At 40.0% G+C, this 14,549-nt stretch carries 17 protein-coding genes and 1 riboswitch; of the genes, 8 read left to right on the top strand and 9 right to left on the bottom strand.

What is annotated here, in order from left to right:
• Window positions 1-80: 80 nt before the first annotated feature.
• Genes AC1ECF_RS13110 through AC1ECF_RS13100 form a run of 3 tightly spaced genes read right to left on the bottom strand, consistent with a single transcriptional unit; the run spans window position 81 to window position 3,746 of the window.
• On the bottom strand, window positions 81-1,112 hold the full coding sequence (locus AC1ECF_RS13110) for a ribonucleotide-diphosphate reductase subunit beta (protein WP_480389882.1): 1,032 nt from the start codon (window positions 1,110-1,112) through the stop codon (window positions 81-83).
• Window positions 1,084-1,539 (bottom strand): flavodoxin, encoded by a 456-nt coding sequence (locus tag AC1ECF_RS13105; RefSeq protein WP_480389881.1) that lies wholly within the window; start codon window positions 1,537-1,539, stop codon window positions 1,084-1,086. The genes AC1ECF_RS13110 and AC1ECF_RS13105 overlap by 29 nt, the downstream gene beginning before the upstream one ends.
• Window positions 1,527-3,746, bottom strand: a complete 2,220-nt coding sequence (locus tag AC1ECF_RS13100) for a ribonucleoside-diphosphate reductase subunit alpha (RefSeq protein WP_480389880.1) — start codon at window positions 3,744-3,746, stop codon at window positions 1,527-1,529. Before AC1ECF_RS13100 ends, AC1ECF_RS13105 begins: the two co-directional genes overlap by 13 nt.
• Window positions 3,747-3,891: 145 nt before the next feature.
• Window positions 3,892-4,071, bottom strand: a riboswitch (cobalamin riboswitch).
• A gap of 143 nt (window positions 4,072-4,214) precedes the next feature.
• Here AC1ECF_RS13100 and AC1ECF_RS13095 point away from each other — a divergent pair.
• Complete coding sequence (locus AC1ECF_RS13095) at window positions 4,215-4,694, top strand: DUF2569 domain-containing protein (protein WP_480389879.1); 480 nt, start codon at window positions 4,215-4,217, stop codon at window positions 4,692-4,694.
• A 113-nt stretch (window positions 4,695-4,807) separates the two neighbouring features.
• On the opposite strand, the gene AC1ECF_RS13090 is transcribed toward AC1ECF_RS13095, so the two are convergent.
• From AC1ECF_RS13090 to AC1ECF_RS13080, 3 genes are read right to left on the bottom strand one after another with little or no spacing between them, the layout of a single operon-like run.
• Window positions 4,808-5,632: an undecaprenyl-diphosphate phosphatase gene (locus AC1ECF_RS13090; protein WP_480389878.1), complete on the bottom strand. Its 825-nt coding sequence runs from the start codon at window positions 5,630-5,632 to the stop codon at window positions 4,808-4,810.
• Window positions 5,633-5,641: 9 nt separating this feature from the next.
• Complete coding sequence (locus AC1ECF_RS13085; RefSeq protein ID WP_480389877.1) at window positions 5,642-6,244, bottom strand: DedA family protein; 603 nt, start codon at window positions 6,242-6,244, stop codon at window positions 5,642-5,644.
• On the bottom strand, window positions 6,244-7,332 hold the full coding sequence (locus tag AC1ECF_RS13080) for a metallophosphoesterase (protein WP_480389876.1): 1,089 nt from the start codon (window positions 7,330-7,332) through the stop codon (window positions 6,244-6,246). Before AC1ECF_RS13080 ends, AC1ECF_RS13085 begins: the two co-directional genes overlap by 1 nt.
• A 163-nt stretch (window positions 7,333-7,495) precedes the next feature.
• Here AC1ECF_RS13080 and AC1ECF_RS13075 point away from each other — a divergent pair, with 163 nt between their 5' ends.
• From AC1ECF_RS13075 to AC1ECF_RS13050, 6 genes are all read left to right on the top strand, one after another.
• The gene (locus tag AC1ECF_RS13075) at window positions 7,496-7,849 is read left to right on the top strand and encodes a lmo0954 family membrane protein (protein ID WP_480389875.1); all 354 of its coding nucleotides are present in this window, start codon (window positions 7,496-7,498) and stop codon (window positions 7,847-7,849) included.
• A gap of 14 nt (window positions 7,850-7,863) precedes the next feature.
• Entirely contained in the window at window positions 7,864-8,502 is a 639-nt protein-coding gene (locus AC1ECF_RS13070) for a PspA/IM30 family protein (RefSeq protein ID WP_480389874.1), read from the top strand.
• Window positions 8,503-8,575: 73 nt separating this feature from the next.
• Window positions 8,576-9,277 carry a cell wall-active antibiotics response protein LiaF gene (liaF, locus tag AC1ECF_RS13065; protein ID WP_480389873.1) on the top strand — a complete coding sequence of 234 codons (702 nt, stop codon included), beginning with the start codon at window positions 8,576-8,578 and terminating at the stop codon, window positions 9,275-9,277.
• Window positions 9,274-10,359, top strand: a complete 1,086-nt coding sequence (locus AC1ECF_RS13060; protein ID WP_480389872.1) for a sensor histidine kinase — start codon at window positions 9,274-9,276, stop codon at window positions 10,357-10,359. Before liaF ends, AC1ECF_RS13060 begins: the two co-directional genes overlap by 4 nt.
• Window positions 10,334-10,975 (top strand): response regulator transcription factor, encoded by a 642-nt coding sequence (locus AC1ECF_RS13055; RefSeq protein ID WP_480389871.1) that lies wholly within the window; start codon window positions 10,334-10,336, stop codon window positions 10,973-10,975. Before AC1ECF_RS13060 ends, AC1ECF_RS13055 begins: the two co-directional genes overlap by 26 nt.
• Window positions 10,976-11,033: 58 nt before the next feature.
• Window positions 11,034-11,333, top strand: coding sequence for a hypothetical protein (locus AC1ECF_RS13050; protein WP_480389870.1), 300 nt, complete (start codon window positions 11,034-11,036; stop codon window positions 11,331-11,333).
• A 31-nt stretch (window positions 11,334-11,364) separates the two neighbouring features.
• Here the strand turns inward: AC1ECF_RS13050 and AC1ECF_RS13045 are convergent, their stop codons facing one another.
• The 3 genes from AC1ECF_RS13045 to AC1ECF_RS13035 form a co-directional block, all read right to left on the bottom strand.
• Window positions 11,365-12,504, bottom strand: a complete 1,140-nt coding sequence (locus tag AC1ECF_RS13045; RefSeq protein WP_480389869.1) for a M1 family aminopeptidase — start codon at window positions 12,502-12,504, stop codon at window positions 11,365-11,367.
• Window positions 12,431-12,790 (bottom strand): hypothetical protein, encoded by a 360-nt coding sequence (locus AC1ECF_RS13040; RefSeq protein ID WP_480389868.1) that lies wholly within the window; start codon window positions 12,788-12,790, stop codon window positions 12,431-12,433. Before AC1ECF_RS13040 ends, AC1ECF_RS13045 begins: the two co-directional genes overlap by 74 nt.
• Before the next feature lie 104 nt (window positions 12,791-12,894).
• Window positions 12,895-13,353, bottom strand: coding sequence for a DinB family protein (locus AC1ECF_RS13035; RefSeq protein ID WP_480389867.1), 459 nt, complete (start codon window positions 13,351-13,353; stop codon window positions 12,895-12,897).
• Window positions 13,354-13,435: 82 nt separating this feature from the next.
• On the opposite strand from AC1ECF_RS13035, the gene AC1ECF_RS13030 reads away from it, so the two are divergent.
• Window positions 13,436-14,365 (top strand): nuclease-related domain-containing protein, encoded by a 930-nt coding sequence (locus AC1ECF_RS13030; protein WP_480389866.1) that lies wholly within the window; start codon window positions 13,436-13,438, stop codon window positions 14,363-14,365.
• The last annotated feature ends 184 nt before the right edge of the window (window positions 14,366-14,549 follow it).

The raw sequence follows: 14,549 nt of genomic DNA, 5'->3' as shown, positions 1-14,549 counted from the left end.
TTACCTTTTCATTTCCATAAAGTAAACTATAGCCAAGGGAATCTCTGCTATTAGCTAGTTGGTCGCCCTGAATACCACCATTAAAGCTCATCAAAACCATTATCAATTGCATTTACTTTTACATACTGTCGTGATTTTTGCTCAAAAAAGTCCGTCTTAGTGCCGTCGATATTATCTGCATAGGCGCGAATCCATTTCATCGGATTCTCTACATACTCTGGATAGATTTCTTCAAGTCCGAGTAGGCGCAGCATTTTGTTCGCACGGTATTTCACGTATCCGGCCATTTCTTCTAGATCAATACCACCTATCTTTCCTAGTACATAATGAGACCATTCTATTTCTAAATCGACAGATTCTCTAAACTGCTCATATACCCAGCTAATTAGTTCGTCTGTATGAATCTCTGGGTTTTCTCCCAGGGTCGCCCTGAATAGCTCGGTGATAAAACGACCATGCTCTAATTCATCTCTATTAATATAGCTGATCATCGTAGAGGTGCCGACCATTTTATTGTAACGAGCAAGGTTGTAGAAGAAGGCAAAGCCGGAATAGAAGAACAAGCCTTCTAGTAGAGTTGTATAAACCATTGTTTTGACCGTATTTTCAAGTGTAGGGTTTGCTACAAACTCATTGTAATATTTTTCTATATTTTTATTTCGTTTCAATAAAATCTCATCTGTCCTTCCAAATTCAAAGGAGCGATTCTGTTCATCTAAGGAAACAACAGATGATAGCACATAGGAATAGCTTTCGTTATGTACAGCTTCCTGCTGAGCGATGACTGCCAGAATGGATTGAACCGAAGAATCCGTTGCATACAAGGACAACAGCAATGCTGTTCTTGTTTGCGGACCGTCAAGCGTCGCAAGCAGACCAATTATTTTTAGATAGGCCTCCTGCTCCTCCTTCGTGAGATTTCTAAACTGCTTTACATCATTCGACATATTGATTTCATCAGCTTGCCAGTAGTTCCCTAATAATCTCTTATAAATCTTGTACCAATGTGGGTAAGCAATGTCATTCCAGTTCAATATCCCACTGGATTGTCCCCCAAATATCCCTGTAGATTTATTTGGATTTCTAGGCTCTAATGTTTTTGCTCTTTGCATCTATTATTACTCCTTCCAGCCATTCTTTTACGAGTGCTTCTTGGCTACCTCTAGGTGATTGCTCTATTTTTAAGCCTGGATACGCACAGCCCACATAATTTCTTATGAGATCGACCGCACGACAAAACAAGGCGTCACCACCAAACTGTGTATCTCCTGAACCAAACACATATAGGTTGGTGGGATTTTCCTTGATTCGTCGAATAAAAGGAACTATCTCATCCGGTACACTCCCCCGCCCCCAGGTAAATGTCCCGATGAATAGAAGGTCATAATCTACATAGTCAATTGTCGTTTCATCCTCTATGAATCGCATTTCTGTTTCATAGCCAAATGTCTCTAATCCGCCCCGTATCAGCTCCGCAATTTCCTCTGTATTTCCGCTATAACTAAGATAAGAAATTAGTGCCTTCATTAGCTTGAACACGACTCACATTCTATTAGTTCTACGGATGTAGATCGTACATAATAGGTTGTTTTTAGGCCACTGTTCCAAGCATCTAAATGTAATGCCAGTAAATCCTTCGCTTTGATGGTGTTTTGCACGTATAAATTCAAGGACACCCCTTGGTCGATGTGTCGCAGTCTCGCCGCGTTTTGCTTAATTGTCCAATGCTGGTCAATAAAATAAGCCGATTTGTAGAACCAGGTAGTCTCATTATTTAAATCCGGAACAGTTACCGGAATTTTATAGTCCTTCTTTTCCTCCGAATAAAATTTTTGAAAGATAGGATCAATGCTCGCAGTACTGCCAGCTAGTATAGAAGTAGACGAGTTTGGAGCAACAGCCATGAGATAGCCATTACGCATTCCGCATGTTGCCACCTGCTTCTTTAACTCCATCCATTTATCATCCTCATAGCCACGCTGGTCGAAATAGGCACCAGTTTGCCAATCAGACCCCGGGAATAAAGGATAGGCCCCTTTTTCCTCTGCTAGCTCCATGGAAGCCTTAATGGTTAGATACGCTATTTTTTCATATAACTTATCTGCAAATTCTACCGCCTCATCCGATTCCCAGCGAATACTATTAATCGCAAGTAGATGGTGCCAACCAAACGTCCCTAAGCCAATCCCTCTGTACCTAGCATTTGTACGCTCCGCCTGTGGAACTGGGATCATGTTTAAATCGATCACATTATCAAGCATTCGCACCTGTATAGGAATTAGCCGCTCTAACACGTGATCCGGCACTGCACGACCTAAATTGATAGAGGAGAGGTTACAGACAACGAAATCTCCCGCCTGTCTCCGAGTAACAATGGTGTCTCCGTCTAGCTGTATGGATTCAGAAATGGTCGGGCTTTGATTTTGGAAGATTTCTGTACATAGATTACTGCTATAAATCATCCCCTCATGCTTATTCGGGTTTCGACGATTCACCTCATCTCGGTAAAACATAAAAGGTACGCCTGTCTCTAATTGAGAGCGCATAACTCGTTTCATCAGCTCAATTGCAGGTACGGTCTCTTTTGATAGCTCCGGATGATTTACACATTCTGTATATTTTTCACGAAAAGAGCCGCTCCCTCTCTTTTCATCATAAAAATCCTCTAACGAATATCCCATTACTGTACGAACCTCATGTGGGTCAAATAAATGCCAATCCTCTCTCGCATCTACTTTTTCCATAAACAAATCAGGTAGACAAATACCTGTGAAAATATCATGTGCTCTTAAGCGATCATCTCCGTTATTTAGCCGTAAATCTAAAAACGTAAAGATGTCCTTATGCCAAACATCCAGGTATACTGCTACCGCTCCTTGTCGCTGCCCTAGCTGGTCCACACTGACTGCTGTATTGTTTAATTGTTTAATCCAAGGTAATACTCCGCTTGATGCTCCTATAAATCCTCGTATAGAAGAGCCACGGCTACGAATTTTCCCCATATAGACGCCTATTCCACCACCGTATTTGGATAGAGTAGCGACGTCCGTATTACTGTCATAAATCCCTTGAAGGCTATCATCCACTGTATCGATAAAGCAGCTCGATAGCTGACCATGGGGCTTTCCTGCATTCGAAAGAGTAGGTGTAGCTACAGTCATATAGAGATTACTCATTGCCCAATATGCTTCTTTAATCTTTTCTAGCCGCTTTTCTGTTTCTTCTTTCATTAAAGTCATTGCGATCACCAGCCAGCGCTCTTGCGGCAACTCTACAATCGCTTTATTAAAATCCTTTGCTACATATCTATCGAGCAAGGTTTTGAGGCCAATATAAGTAAACAAATTATCTCTTTCCGGAACAATTACTTCCGCCAGTTCTTGTAGTTCTTCGTCGGAGTAGGATTCCATTATGTTTCTGTCATAAATCCCTTGATTACTTAATTTTCTAACATTTTCCAGGAAACCAAGATATACTTTTTCAACATTTGTTCTACGGTTATCAGCTACTTGCTCATAAATATCCCAAAGATAAATTCGAGCTGCGACAAATGTCCAGTAAGGGCTTTGCTCGTCTAGTAGGCTGAGTGCATGAAGAGACATATCACGAGCCCAGCTATGGTCGTCATCATGTCTTGCTAGCCACTTTTGCTGATAGGTCAGGAGTGGGGTAAGCTTCTCTTTTCCAAATTCTTTGGATAATTTGTCTAACTGCACTGCTTTTTCTGTTTTTATTGACGTTGTCATATGAACTCCTCCTTTATTTGAGCAACAAAAAAAGCACTAACCATAGCCTCTTCGGCCGAGTCAGTGCTTACGTTTAAAAGTAGGAAACAAAAAGACATATTTATAAAAGTCCTCGCTCCCACCTCTCAACCCCCGAAGAAAGTGTTGCTTTTTCGACGACTAGGCAGGTCTACTGGCTCGTGCTTCTTCCTCCTGTTGACCTTCCCACGAATAAATCGCAGTGGCATTTTCAACAGTCGTCCACACTTACAGTTGCGGGGACAGCTTCGGCTTTTCACCGAATTCCCTATTAAACCGTAATGGTACCTAATCATCTATCAGTACAATATATTGTGTTTTATTTACTTAATAACCCTAACATATAGTGTTTAAACTTGTACATAGGAAGAAAGTCTTTCCTTATAGAATATTTATGTTTACAATATAATGGAAAGTGATATTGGAAAATTTAGAGAGAGGAAGAATAAAATGACTCAACCATTAGAAGAGCAAGAGCATTACGAGGAAGGACCGAAAGGAATTAGAGGTTGGCTGCTATTACCTATCATATATTTGTTTTTGACTGTAATATTTTCAGTCGGATATTTTATCATATCTTTCTTATTAATCAACTCTGGTGAATGGACAGAAGTGGTCACCTCCCCAGAAGTGCACCCTCATTTTGAGAAAGCTATTTATTTCGAAATGGCTTGTAACGCTCTCTTATTGTTTATTTCAATATATTTAATCATAATTTTCTTTAAAAAGAAAAAATTTTTCCCGAAAGCAATTATTTCCTATCTCATTCTTAGTATGATATTGGATATCGTTGATGCAATACTCATTAACAATGTAAGTACGGACAATGAGTCAGCTTCTATCAGTGTTTCCTCCTTTGTTTTGTCCATTATTTGGATTGCCTATTTCATGGTATCCAAGCGTGTCCATAATACATTTGTAAATGAATAAGAAAGCACAAGCACCTCTCTTTGCTCTGACAAGCATTTGGGGAATTACGTGGAAGCACTTGGCATCAAAATAAAAAGGCTTTGGATAATTTCCAAAGCCTCTTTCGTTTTTACTTACAAAATAATAATCGCCAAGATAATCGCTAAAACAATACGATAGATTGCAAATGGTGTAAGCTTAATCTTATCAATCAGCTTCAAGAAGAAGCGTATTGATATTAAAGCGAAGATAAATGCACTTACAAATCCTACGATATAAAACGAGAGATGATTTAAATCCATGTACTCCCAGTTTTTCACCAGTGATAGGAAGCTAGCACCTGCCATAATAGGCACTGCCATGATAAACGTGAAGTCTGCCGCAGTCTTATGATTCATCCCCAATAGAACCCCACCCGAAATAGTAGAGCCTGATCTTGAAAAACCTGGCCACAAAGATAGACATTGTATCAACCCAACGAGGATTGCCTGCTTATAAGTAATTTTATCCAATGAATTTGTTTTCGGATTCTTTGGACCGAACTTATCTGCAGCTATCATTAGGATGGCACCTAGCACTAAACCAATTAGTACTGTCTCTGTTGTAAACAAATGCTCATCTATGTAGTCCTCGAACAACACACCAAGCACTCCAGCTGGAATAAGCCCAACAATTACATGCGTTAGCTTTAACTGACTTCCTGGCGCTACATCCTTTATTTTATATAAGCCTACTAAGCTTAATAATCGTTTCCAGAAAACGACTACTACCGCTAGGATGGATCCTAGCTGAATAACTATTTTAAATGTATTCGCTGAATATTCACCTAAAAACTCCTTTGTTTGAAGCCACATGTCGTCCACAATAATCATATGCCCTGTAGAAGAAACCGGTGCGAATTCCGTCATTCCCTCCACAAAGCCAAGGATTAACGCTTTTAATAATTCTAGAATCTCCATAATATCTCCTTAGTTACGTTTTTTAAAATACCAAAACAAGAACGCAATTCCTCCGATTGCGATAAGTGTATACGCGATATTTGAGTAAATATCCATATACGCTACGATATCTTCCCAATTTTCTCCGACTGCCGCTCCAACTGAAACAAGAACCGTATTCCAAATCAGCGTTCCTAATGTAGTAAATAATAGGAACAGCCAAAATTTCATATTAGACATACCAGCTGGAATCGAAATAAGGCTTCGAATCAGTGGCACCAATCTACCAAAGAATACTGCCCAAGGTCCATATTTATCGAACCAAGCATCCGCTTTATGAATATCACTTACTGTTAAACGAAGAAACTTTCCGTATTTCTTCACAATCTTTTCTAATCTTTCTACATCTAGTAAAAGACCTAATCCATAAAGAAGCGTTGCTCCTAATACAGAACCTAGGGTCGAAGCAATAATTACCCCTAGCTTCGTCATACTAGTAGTTGCAGTCATATATCCTCCCAACGTAAGGATGACCTCAGATGGAATAGGAGGAAAAACATTTTCTAACAAAATTAAGATAAAAACACCAAAATAGCCAAACTGGTTCATCCAGTCTGTAACCCATGCTTCCATTAAAACTCTCCATTCTTAAACATAATGTGTATCGACCAAATTTCGGACTGACTCCCTATTCGAATAGGTGGTCCCCAAAAACCGAAACCGGAGGATACGATTGCGTGCATTGCTCCTTTTTTTCTATATCCATAGTCTAACTCAAAAATCCTTTTCGTAAATAAGTGATTTGGCCACATTTGTCCTAAATGAGTATGACCTGAGACATGAAGATCTACATTTGCCTTTTCGGGTACCAGTAAATTAGAAGGTGTGTGGTCCATGACAAACCAAGGGAGATTCCTGTTTTCAGGACTCAGCTCCTCTAAACTCTTTCTGTGTTTGTTCGTTAGATCCTCTCTACCTGTTAAATAGAACGCTTTTGCTACTTCTATAGTTTCATCTAACAGCATTCGAACATTGGAGCCCTTCATTTCTTCCACTAGCTGTGGGATTTTCCCTCCATAATATTCATGATTACCTAGCACTCCATAAATACCATACGTGGAAGTTAGCTGTTTCATCACTTCGGACATGCCATTTTTTACGTACCAGATAGGATCATCATCTACTAGATCCCCTACTAATAATACTAAATCCGGCTGTTCCTCATTTGATATTCGGACAAACCTTTGTAAATGTGCCTTATTGGATAATAAACCAAGATGGAAATCAGATGCAACCACTACCTTTAATTCTTCTATAGTAGATTCCTTTTTAGGGATGGTGATAGATAACCTTCTTACTACCGGTGTATAGGCCTTATAGGAACCATACAGGAGGATAGAAAGGAATAGTAGGAAAATAACCCAGCCAATTGTCCCGATTTTTTCAGGGAACAAAAAGGCTGCTATTGTACCAAGCGGGATAAGAATCAGGCCATACTGCAATATAGCCATCCAATAAGCACCAATAACTTGAAAGAATTTTAGTTGATGGTTCAGCCTTGCTAAAACCATGGAAAATGCAATCAATCCCCACGCAAAGCTAAACAATACAATATTCACTGAGAAGTAAGAATTCAGCCATGCCCATACATTCCAACCAAAATAAAAGACAATTGCTCCATATAAAACGAGTACAGATATTATAGCTCCGATTTTCTTCATCCTTGTAATCTCCATTATTTAACTTTTTCAATTAGTATAACAGAAATGTTGTTTTTCCTCCTTCTACGCCTCTAGACCGAGAAGAAAATCCTTTTTAAGCCCGTTTAGTAGAAACCGTACAGCTGGTAAGCTTTAGATACAGTACGAGAGGAGGAACATACACATGAAAAAATTCTGGTTAGTAGTAGCAGGAATTATTGCAGGCATTACGGCTCTTTCTACACTTGGAGCAATTCTAGGTCTCGGTATCTCCGGCTTATTTGTGATAGCAGGGGCTCACTTTTATCTAAAGAGTAATACCACCCTATTAAAAGTTTTCTGGGCAATAATTGGTATCATCGGCTTATTATCAGCCGTTTCTAATATTCCAGGCCTGCTTGGAATTATAGCAATTGGAGCACTTTATTACATCGTGAAAAAATGGAAGCAACTAGAGAATCACTCTTCTATTTCTCAGCTAGATACAAATGATCCATTTGTTAACTTTGAAAAGCAATGGAACGATTTATACAAATAAAGGAGGATACGAACATGGCAACATTATTACAAAGACTAAAATATAGTATAGAAGCAGATCTTCATAAACTATTTGACAAAAAAGAAGAGAAAAACCCAATCGCAATGCTTAATCAATACATCCGAGAAGCGGAAAAACAAACGGAGCAGACAGGGAAATTGTTAGAAAGACAAGGAAAATTAAAAGCAGAGCTCGAAAAAGAGTTAGCAGAAACGATTCAAATGGTCGAAAAACGCCAGAAACAAGCAGAGCTTGCACGAACTGCAGGAGAAGATGATTTGATCACCTTCGCCGAAGCAGAGGTGTCAGCTTATAAGGAACGCGCAGCGGTAGTAGAGAACACTATTCATCAGACTACACAGGAGCTCTTTGAGCTAGAGCGCAAATATGAAGAAATGAAGCATAAGGTCAAGGATATGAAAGTCCGCCAGCTTCAGCTTATGGGGAAAGAAAATGTAATAAGAGCTCATCAACAAATGGATCGTATGCTCCACCCTGAATCAAAGCAACAAAATTTTGCTACGTTCAATCAAATGGAAAGCTATATAGAACGCCTTGGTCAGAAGATAGACAAAGAGCATGAAATTACTTCTATGGAACAGCGCCTAGAAATATTAGAAAAAAACAACCAAACCAAGCAGGAAATTGTGTAAACTATTTAGTAGATACTGGAGAAGGCTTATGCCTTCTCCTTCACTTGTAAGTCTAGAAGGGAGGAAAACAAATATGAGAGACAACCAGACAAATAAGCTAGCATTCTTACTCATTTGTTTTGTTTTTCTTGTTTTTATAGAGGCAGTTGTTTTTGGAAATGGAAATATTATTTTGGTATTAATCGGACTCGGACTCATGTACTTTAGTCTCCGCAAGCAATCCAAAAGCTTATTTTGGACGGGATTTATTCTATTAGTCATCGCTATTCTCTCTATGTGGAGTCTAAGAATTTTCGTTGTCGGGATTATCTCCTATTTTCTTTATAAGCTCTGGAAAAATGAACCTGTTACAGACGTTATACGACCTACCGAAAAGTTATATGAGGATATTCCAGATCAAGTGATACAAAACAAGCTGTTTTCCACCCAAACAACCCCCTTTCAAGCTTACGAATGGAAGGATATACACGTCCAAAGCTTTTATGGTGATTTTTTAATAGATGTAACAGAAACCGTACTACCAAAGGGCACTTCTTTTATCTCAATCCGCCAATCCTTTGGGAAAGTTACTATTCATATTCCTTATGAAATTCCAGTAAGAATACATTATGCAACCGTAATCGGAGAAGCAAACCTTCTCGGCCGAGGACCACAACGTCTTTGGAACCATACTGTCTTACTTAAAGATGGTTACAGGGACGATGTTACACACACATCCGATCTTGTTATCATTGTTTCCACATGGATTGGGGATATCGAGGTGATTAGAAAATGAAAATCTTTCTAGGACAGGGTATCTCTATTTTTCTTTATTTTCTTCTATTAATCATTGGGGTCTTATATGTTATATGGGGATGGCCAAACGAAGAAGCCTGGTGGTCCCTTCTACGTGACACGTATGCAGAGGTGCCTTTTGGAGCTTGGATTATCATTATTACTGCTATCATTAGCTTTCTTATTTCATTTAACACCCTTCAAAAGGTACGAAATCAGGAAAAAAGGATAGAAACAACCTTGCGTCCCCTTATTCATCCGGAGACGTATAAACCTCCGAAAAAAAGGATCACGTATTCAAAGAGAATGCATGTGACAGCAAAAGAACTCGAGACCCTTATCCTTACTCAGCGAAAAACGTTACAGAGAATTACTGACGAAAAAGCAGAAGCGCAAGAAAAAATAATACAAGAGCAAATTATACAGGAACGCCAGCGTCTTGCCAGAGAGCTCCATGATTCGGTATCGCAGCAGCTATTTGCTGCTTCTATGCTTCTTTCCACGATGGTAGAGATGGAGGAGGCAAAAAGCGGTGAGGCCCCGAAGACACTCATGCAGACCGAAAAGATTGTCCAGCAGGCCCAGCTCGAAATGCGAGCATTACTGCTTCACTTACGTCCAGCTGCCCTTCACAATAAAACATTAAAAGAAGGGCTGGAGGAATTGTTACAGGAGCTTCAGGCAAAGGTTCTCTTTACCATCCGCTATCGGCTCGAGGAGGTTCCTCTTTCAAAAGGCGCAGAGGATCATTTATTCCGCATCGCACAAGAAACCTTATCCAATACGCTACGCCATGCGAAAGCGACAGAGCTGGATGTGCTTTTTGTAGAGCGAGATAACCTAGCCATCTTCCGAGTACAAGATAACGGGGTTGGGTTCGAGACAGGAGAAGGAAAAAATGGCTCCTATGGCATACAAAGTGTACGAGAGCGAGCGGTTGAAATAGGAGGTACGTGTAAGGTTGTTTCCGTCCCTTCTCAAGGCACGATTGTCGAAGTAAAAATTCCTATTTCCACAGAGGTAAATAGCCTATCAGTTAGCGAGGAGGAAGCAAGCAATGATCCGAATACTATTAGCGGATGATCACGAAATGGTGCGAATTGGGGTAGCAGCCTACCTTCAATCACAGCCTGATATGGAGGTAGTAGCGGAGGCTACGAACGGACGGGAGGCAGTCGACCTGGCTCTTTTACATAAGCCAGACATCATTTTGATGGACATGGTCATGCCTATAATGAACGGTGCAGAGGCTACGAAGGAAATCGTATCCAAATGGCCGGAAGCTAAAGTGATGGTTGTTACTAGCTTCATCGATGACGACAAGGTATATCCTGCCTTGGAGGCTGGTGCGATAAGCTATTTATTGAAAACCTCCAAAGCCTCTCATATTGCTGATTCTATCCGTAAAACGTTAACTGGGAGTGCAGTACTAGAGCCTGAGGTTACCGATAAAATGATGCAGCGGATGAGAAAAGGTTCTAACCGAGCTCTACATGAGGAGCTGACGGATCGAGAGTTAGAAGTCCTTTTGTTGATGACTGAAGGGAAAACAAACCAAGAACTAGCGGATACCCTATTTATCGCATTGAAGACTGCCAAAACACATGTAAGTAATATCTTATCGAAGCTCGAGGTGAATGATCGAACTCAGGCTGTCATCTATGCATTCGAGCACCAGCTTGTACAAAATAAGAAATAACGAATCTGCGCCCTCTGACATATAGTATTAAAAAGTGTATAAAGGGTGATTATGAAAAATGCCACGCAGCAAAGCAAACCAAGCAGCTAGAAACAATGCTCAAGAGCAGGGGACCGTTAGCTTAGGAGTCACCGTCGGCTTCTTAGGTTCTATTCTGGTTACTTTAGGTTTTATTGTTCAAAATTTCGCAGACGCCATCGTTATTTCTGAACTAAAGGAAAACGAGCAAAGAAACTCTTCCACTTCTTCTAAGAAAGAAAAGAACAATAGTTCAAGTTCAGCTAAGCAGCTAGATGATATTCAAAGAAAGCTGGACCTCTTGATCAATGAAATGGAAACCCTTAAGAAAAGAGGATGAACTCGAATATTTCGAAGTCATCCCCTTTCTTTTATTCTAAGTTTAACCATTCTGATAGAAACTCTGTATGATCTTCCCCGTGATATTCGTTGAAAAACTCCACAAAAGCTTCTGTGTCGACATATTCAAATTGAAACTCGTTAAAATATGCAGATAGAAACTCAATAGTTTTTTCATGGCCTCCCTGCTCCTTGAAAAACTCTCTTAATATGATAGGGAATTTCCCATATAAGCTAGGGCCATGTACCATTCCAAATTCTGTAACCGGAATATTGGCATGTTCTTTTTGAAACGCTTTATGTCTAGAAGCATGAATTTCCGCATCACGAAAGCCTATCTTTTCCCCTGTCTCGCTACTGTATAACTGAGTCGTATAGGTAGATTCTAAGAGAGTAGTTAAGCTTTCATCTAACCAAGACTCCTCATACGAATCGCTCGACACCATATAATAAAACCATTGATGAGCAAGCTCATGTACCAAGACGAAGTGATATCTCCCATTCCTATTCCATATTTCAACGATATTAGGATACTCCATCCCATTATTATTTACGACAACATCCATTTCCTTTGTAGGATTATCCCCGATGTTTTCCTCTAAAAACAGGAATGCCTTTTGTCCATCTAAAGCAATTTTATTCAGCGTATCTTTATCATCGTACGGATAAAAATATCGCATTTCCGTATCATTTGCTTGGTTTGTTACAAAAATCCATTCTGTCGGGTCTAGCAATGCTAGGTAAAAGTCTTTTATATTCTTCGCATGTATTCTTCCTTGCTTAACAGGTTTTATTTCCCCATCCTCTGCGGAGCTCGCTACTAAATATTCTCTAGCCAGCTTATAAGTGATATCATAATTTCCATAGCCCGTGTCGTAAAATTCTCCATGATGATAGTAAGGATGAAGATCCCATCTATCCGTATACCTCCCCAGCATTGGGTACCATAACGCCAGATAAAAATTATTATCTACATGCGCTAAACGTTGCCCATTTACCGGTGGCATAAGCATATATTCTACTTTTAAGGTGGTGCTCTCTCCAGGATGAAGTTTTTTATCTGGCGTCACGTGAAGCATTGTATCATCTAGCGTGTAGCTAAGCTCTTTCCCTGCTTCTCCTGTGATAGAAGAAATCTCTGCCTCTCCCGGCATATTGCAACGAATAATCAATATTTTCCTTGGTCATCGCATTCGGAATAAAATAAAACCCGATATCCTCCCAAACGCTTTTCGATTCATTTACCACTTTAATTTCAGCAGAAATATAGAAGCGCAAATCCTCCGCTTGCTGAATATCAATCTTATAGCTACCTCTCGAGCCAGGTAGCTCCGATAAAGGAACCTTCCGTTTAGAAGAATTTTTTTGCTCATCTTTCACTTCCGAATTTTTCTCTACTGCTGCTTCCTCTTTCGGTAACAGAAAAAAGACACCGACACTTAGTAAAATAGCAATCACAACTGCTCCAATTATTCTATATATTTCAATAATATACCTTCTAAATATTGGGGAATTGGTGCTTCATAAATAGAAAAACTGCATCTCTCGGGAGATGCAGTTGATTAGGTTGCTAGATTTAATGAGTGAATAATCCCAGCGTGCACGCCTTCATGCCAGACGATGAATTGTACCAGCGCATCGACAGTTTCCATCGTATGCAAGGTGCCAATTTGCATTGCTTCCGGTAAGTATTCTGATAGATTTTCTTTTAATAAAGCAATGATCCTTGGTGCCTGTTCCTCTAATGCATGCACTAGTATTTCGGTGCTTGGAGGCTCATCCTTCCATTGTGCGGGACTTGTTCCCGGTATAAAAAATGGGGCCCACTCAGGGTTAACAACTTCATATGTAGGTACAGCTTTTTTTGTCAAAAGCTCCATTTGGATATAGATATGACCCACATTCCACCGAATAGTATTATGAAAACCTGGTGGCTGGCTATCCCATTTTGATAGGTCACTTTGTTTTATTCTTCCTAAAGTGTATACTCGGGCAAAATTTAGTTGATCTAGCGCTTCCATACTTCCACCCCTTTTTTATTTGAGTATAGCATTCTGTTTGCGAATATGGTATTTTTTATCCAAAGGAGTGATTACTATACAAATGGATATTTTTCTTCGTCTTATGAAACGCCTACCCCTCGAACATCCCCTAATATCTTACCTAGAGAACCGAACGCAAAGCATAGAAGCCGGCATTTCTGGCGAGGCATACGTAGATAACTTTCTGAAGCAAGTCACCTTCCCTAAAAATTATTCCATCTTGAAGGATTTACACATTTCCTTAAAGGACGATCACTATCTCCAAATCGACTCGCTCATTCTTACACAGAAATATGTTGCTATCTTAGAAATAAAAAATATTAAAGGCACCCTCTATTTTCAGCGGAATCCTGAACAGCTTCTAAGAGTCATCGACGGAGACACAACCTCCTTCAAATGCCCCGAGCAACAAATCAAACGCCACGCCAAGAGCCTGGGTATACTGCTAAAGCAACAAGGCATCTCCCTCCCAATCAAACCCTTTATCGTATTTGCCTACTCCAAAACCATCGTCGCTCAGCCACCTCGCGAAACAAAAGCCGTAATGGGATGCGATATCGCCATGCATATCGAAGAACTACATGCTCTCCCAGATAAAATAACTTCCGCTAAGCTTCGAGGACTGGTGAAATTCCTGCAGGAGCACAACACCCCGTTTATCCCGAAGCCACTATCGACCATATTTGACTTGGATATTGCCTCTGTAAGAAAAGGGCTGCTCTGTCCCACATGCTTAAGAATAGTGGAGGTCAGCGGTGGGGGTTGCCCAGTGTGCGGAACCAAGAAGAAGCTGATGCTTCAGCAAGGACTGGAGGACTGGTTCTACTTATGCAAGGACACGATTACTAATAAGGAATGCATGGAGTTTTTGGGGTTGAAGGACAAGTATGCAGCTTCTTATGTATTGAGAAATTCTGGACTCCATTCATCAAACAAAACTCGAGGAAGATATTATTTTCTTCCCAAGCCAGTGCCAATTTTGAAGAAATAATACTGATTCTTAAGGTAGATGAACAAGATGAAAGCGATATCTGCTGAGTGATATAGATAAGAGACATTTTGTTATTAAGCGCACTTACTCCTTGAATTTATTCCTAACAGAATTACAACATTAGGCCGAGTTTTTACAACATTGCTCTTCATTTTTACAACATTCTCGTCTTTTTTTACAACAT

This window comes from Psychrobacillus sp. Z3-81, from assembly GCF_056620325.1.
The sequence above is the reverse complement of the archived record's forward strand: the minus strand, read 5'-3'. Positions and strand labels throughout refer to the sequence as shown.

Coding starts and splice junctions, on each gene's coding strand:
- AC1ECF_RS13110 (WP_480389882.1), bottom strand. CDS start 1,112: ATGCAAAGAGCAAAAACATTAGAGCCTAGAAATCCAAATAAATCTACA.
- AC1ECF_RS13100 (WP_480389880.1), bottom strand. CDS start 3,746: ATGACAACGTCAATAAAAACAGAAAAAGCAGTGCAGTTAGACAAATTA.
- AC1ECF_RS13095 (WP_480389879.1), top strand. CDS start 4,215: ATGACTCAACCATTAGAAGAGCAAGAGCATTACGAGGAAGGACCGAAA.
- AC1ECF_RS13090 (WP_480389878.1), bottom strand. CDS start 5,632: ATGGAGATTCTAGAATTATTAAAAGCGTTAATCCTTGGCTTTGTGGAG.
- AC1ECF_RS13085 (WP_480389877.1), bottom strand. CDS start 6,244: ATGGAAGCATGGGTTACAGACTGGATGAACCAGTTTGGCTATTTTGGT.
- AC1ECF_RS13080 (WP_480389876.1), bottom strand. CDS start 7,332: ATGAAGAAAATCGGAGCTATAATATCTGTACTCGTTTTATATGGAGCA.
- AC1ECF_RS13075 (WP_480389875.1), top strand. CDS start 7,496: ATGAAAAAATTCTGGTTAGTAGTAGCAGGAATTATTGCAGGCATTACG.
- AC1ECF_RS13070 (WP_480389874.1), top strand. CDS start 7,864: ATGGCAACATTATTACAAAGACTAAAATATAGTATAGAAGCAGATCTT.
- liaF (WP_480389873.1), top strand. CDS start 8,576: ATGAGAGACAACCAGACAAATAAGCTAGCATTCTTACTCATTTGTTTT.
- AC1ECF_RS13060 (WP_480389872.1), top strand. CDS start 9,274: ATGAAAATCTTTCTAGGACAGGGTATCTCTATTTTTCTTTATTTTCTT.
- AC1ECF_RS13055 (WP_480389871.1), top strand. CDS start 10,334: ATGATCCGAATACTATTAGCGGATGATCACGAAATGGTGCGAATTGGG.
- AC1ECF_RS13050 (WP_480389870.1), top strand. CDS start 11,034: ATGCCACGCAGCAAAGCAAACCAAGCAGCTAGAAACAATGCTCAAGAG.
- AC1ECF_RS13035 (WP_480389867.1), bottom strand. CDS start 13,353: ATGGAAGCGCTAGATCAACTAAATTTTGCCCGAGTATACACTTTAGGA.
- AC1ECF_RS13030 (WP_480389866.1), top strand. CDS start 13,436: ATGGATATTTTTCTTCGTCTTATGAAACGCCTACCCCTCGAACATCCC.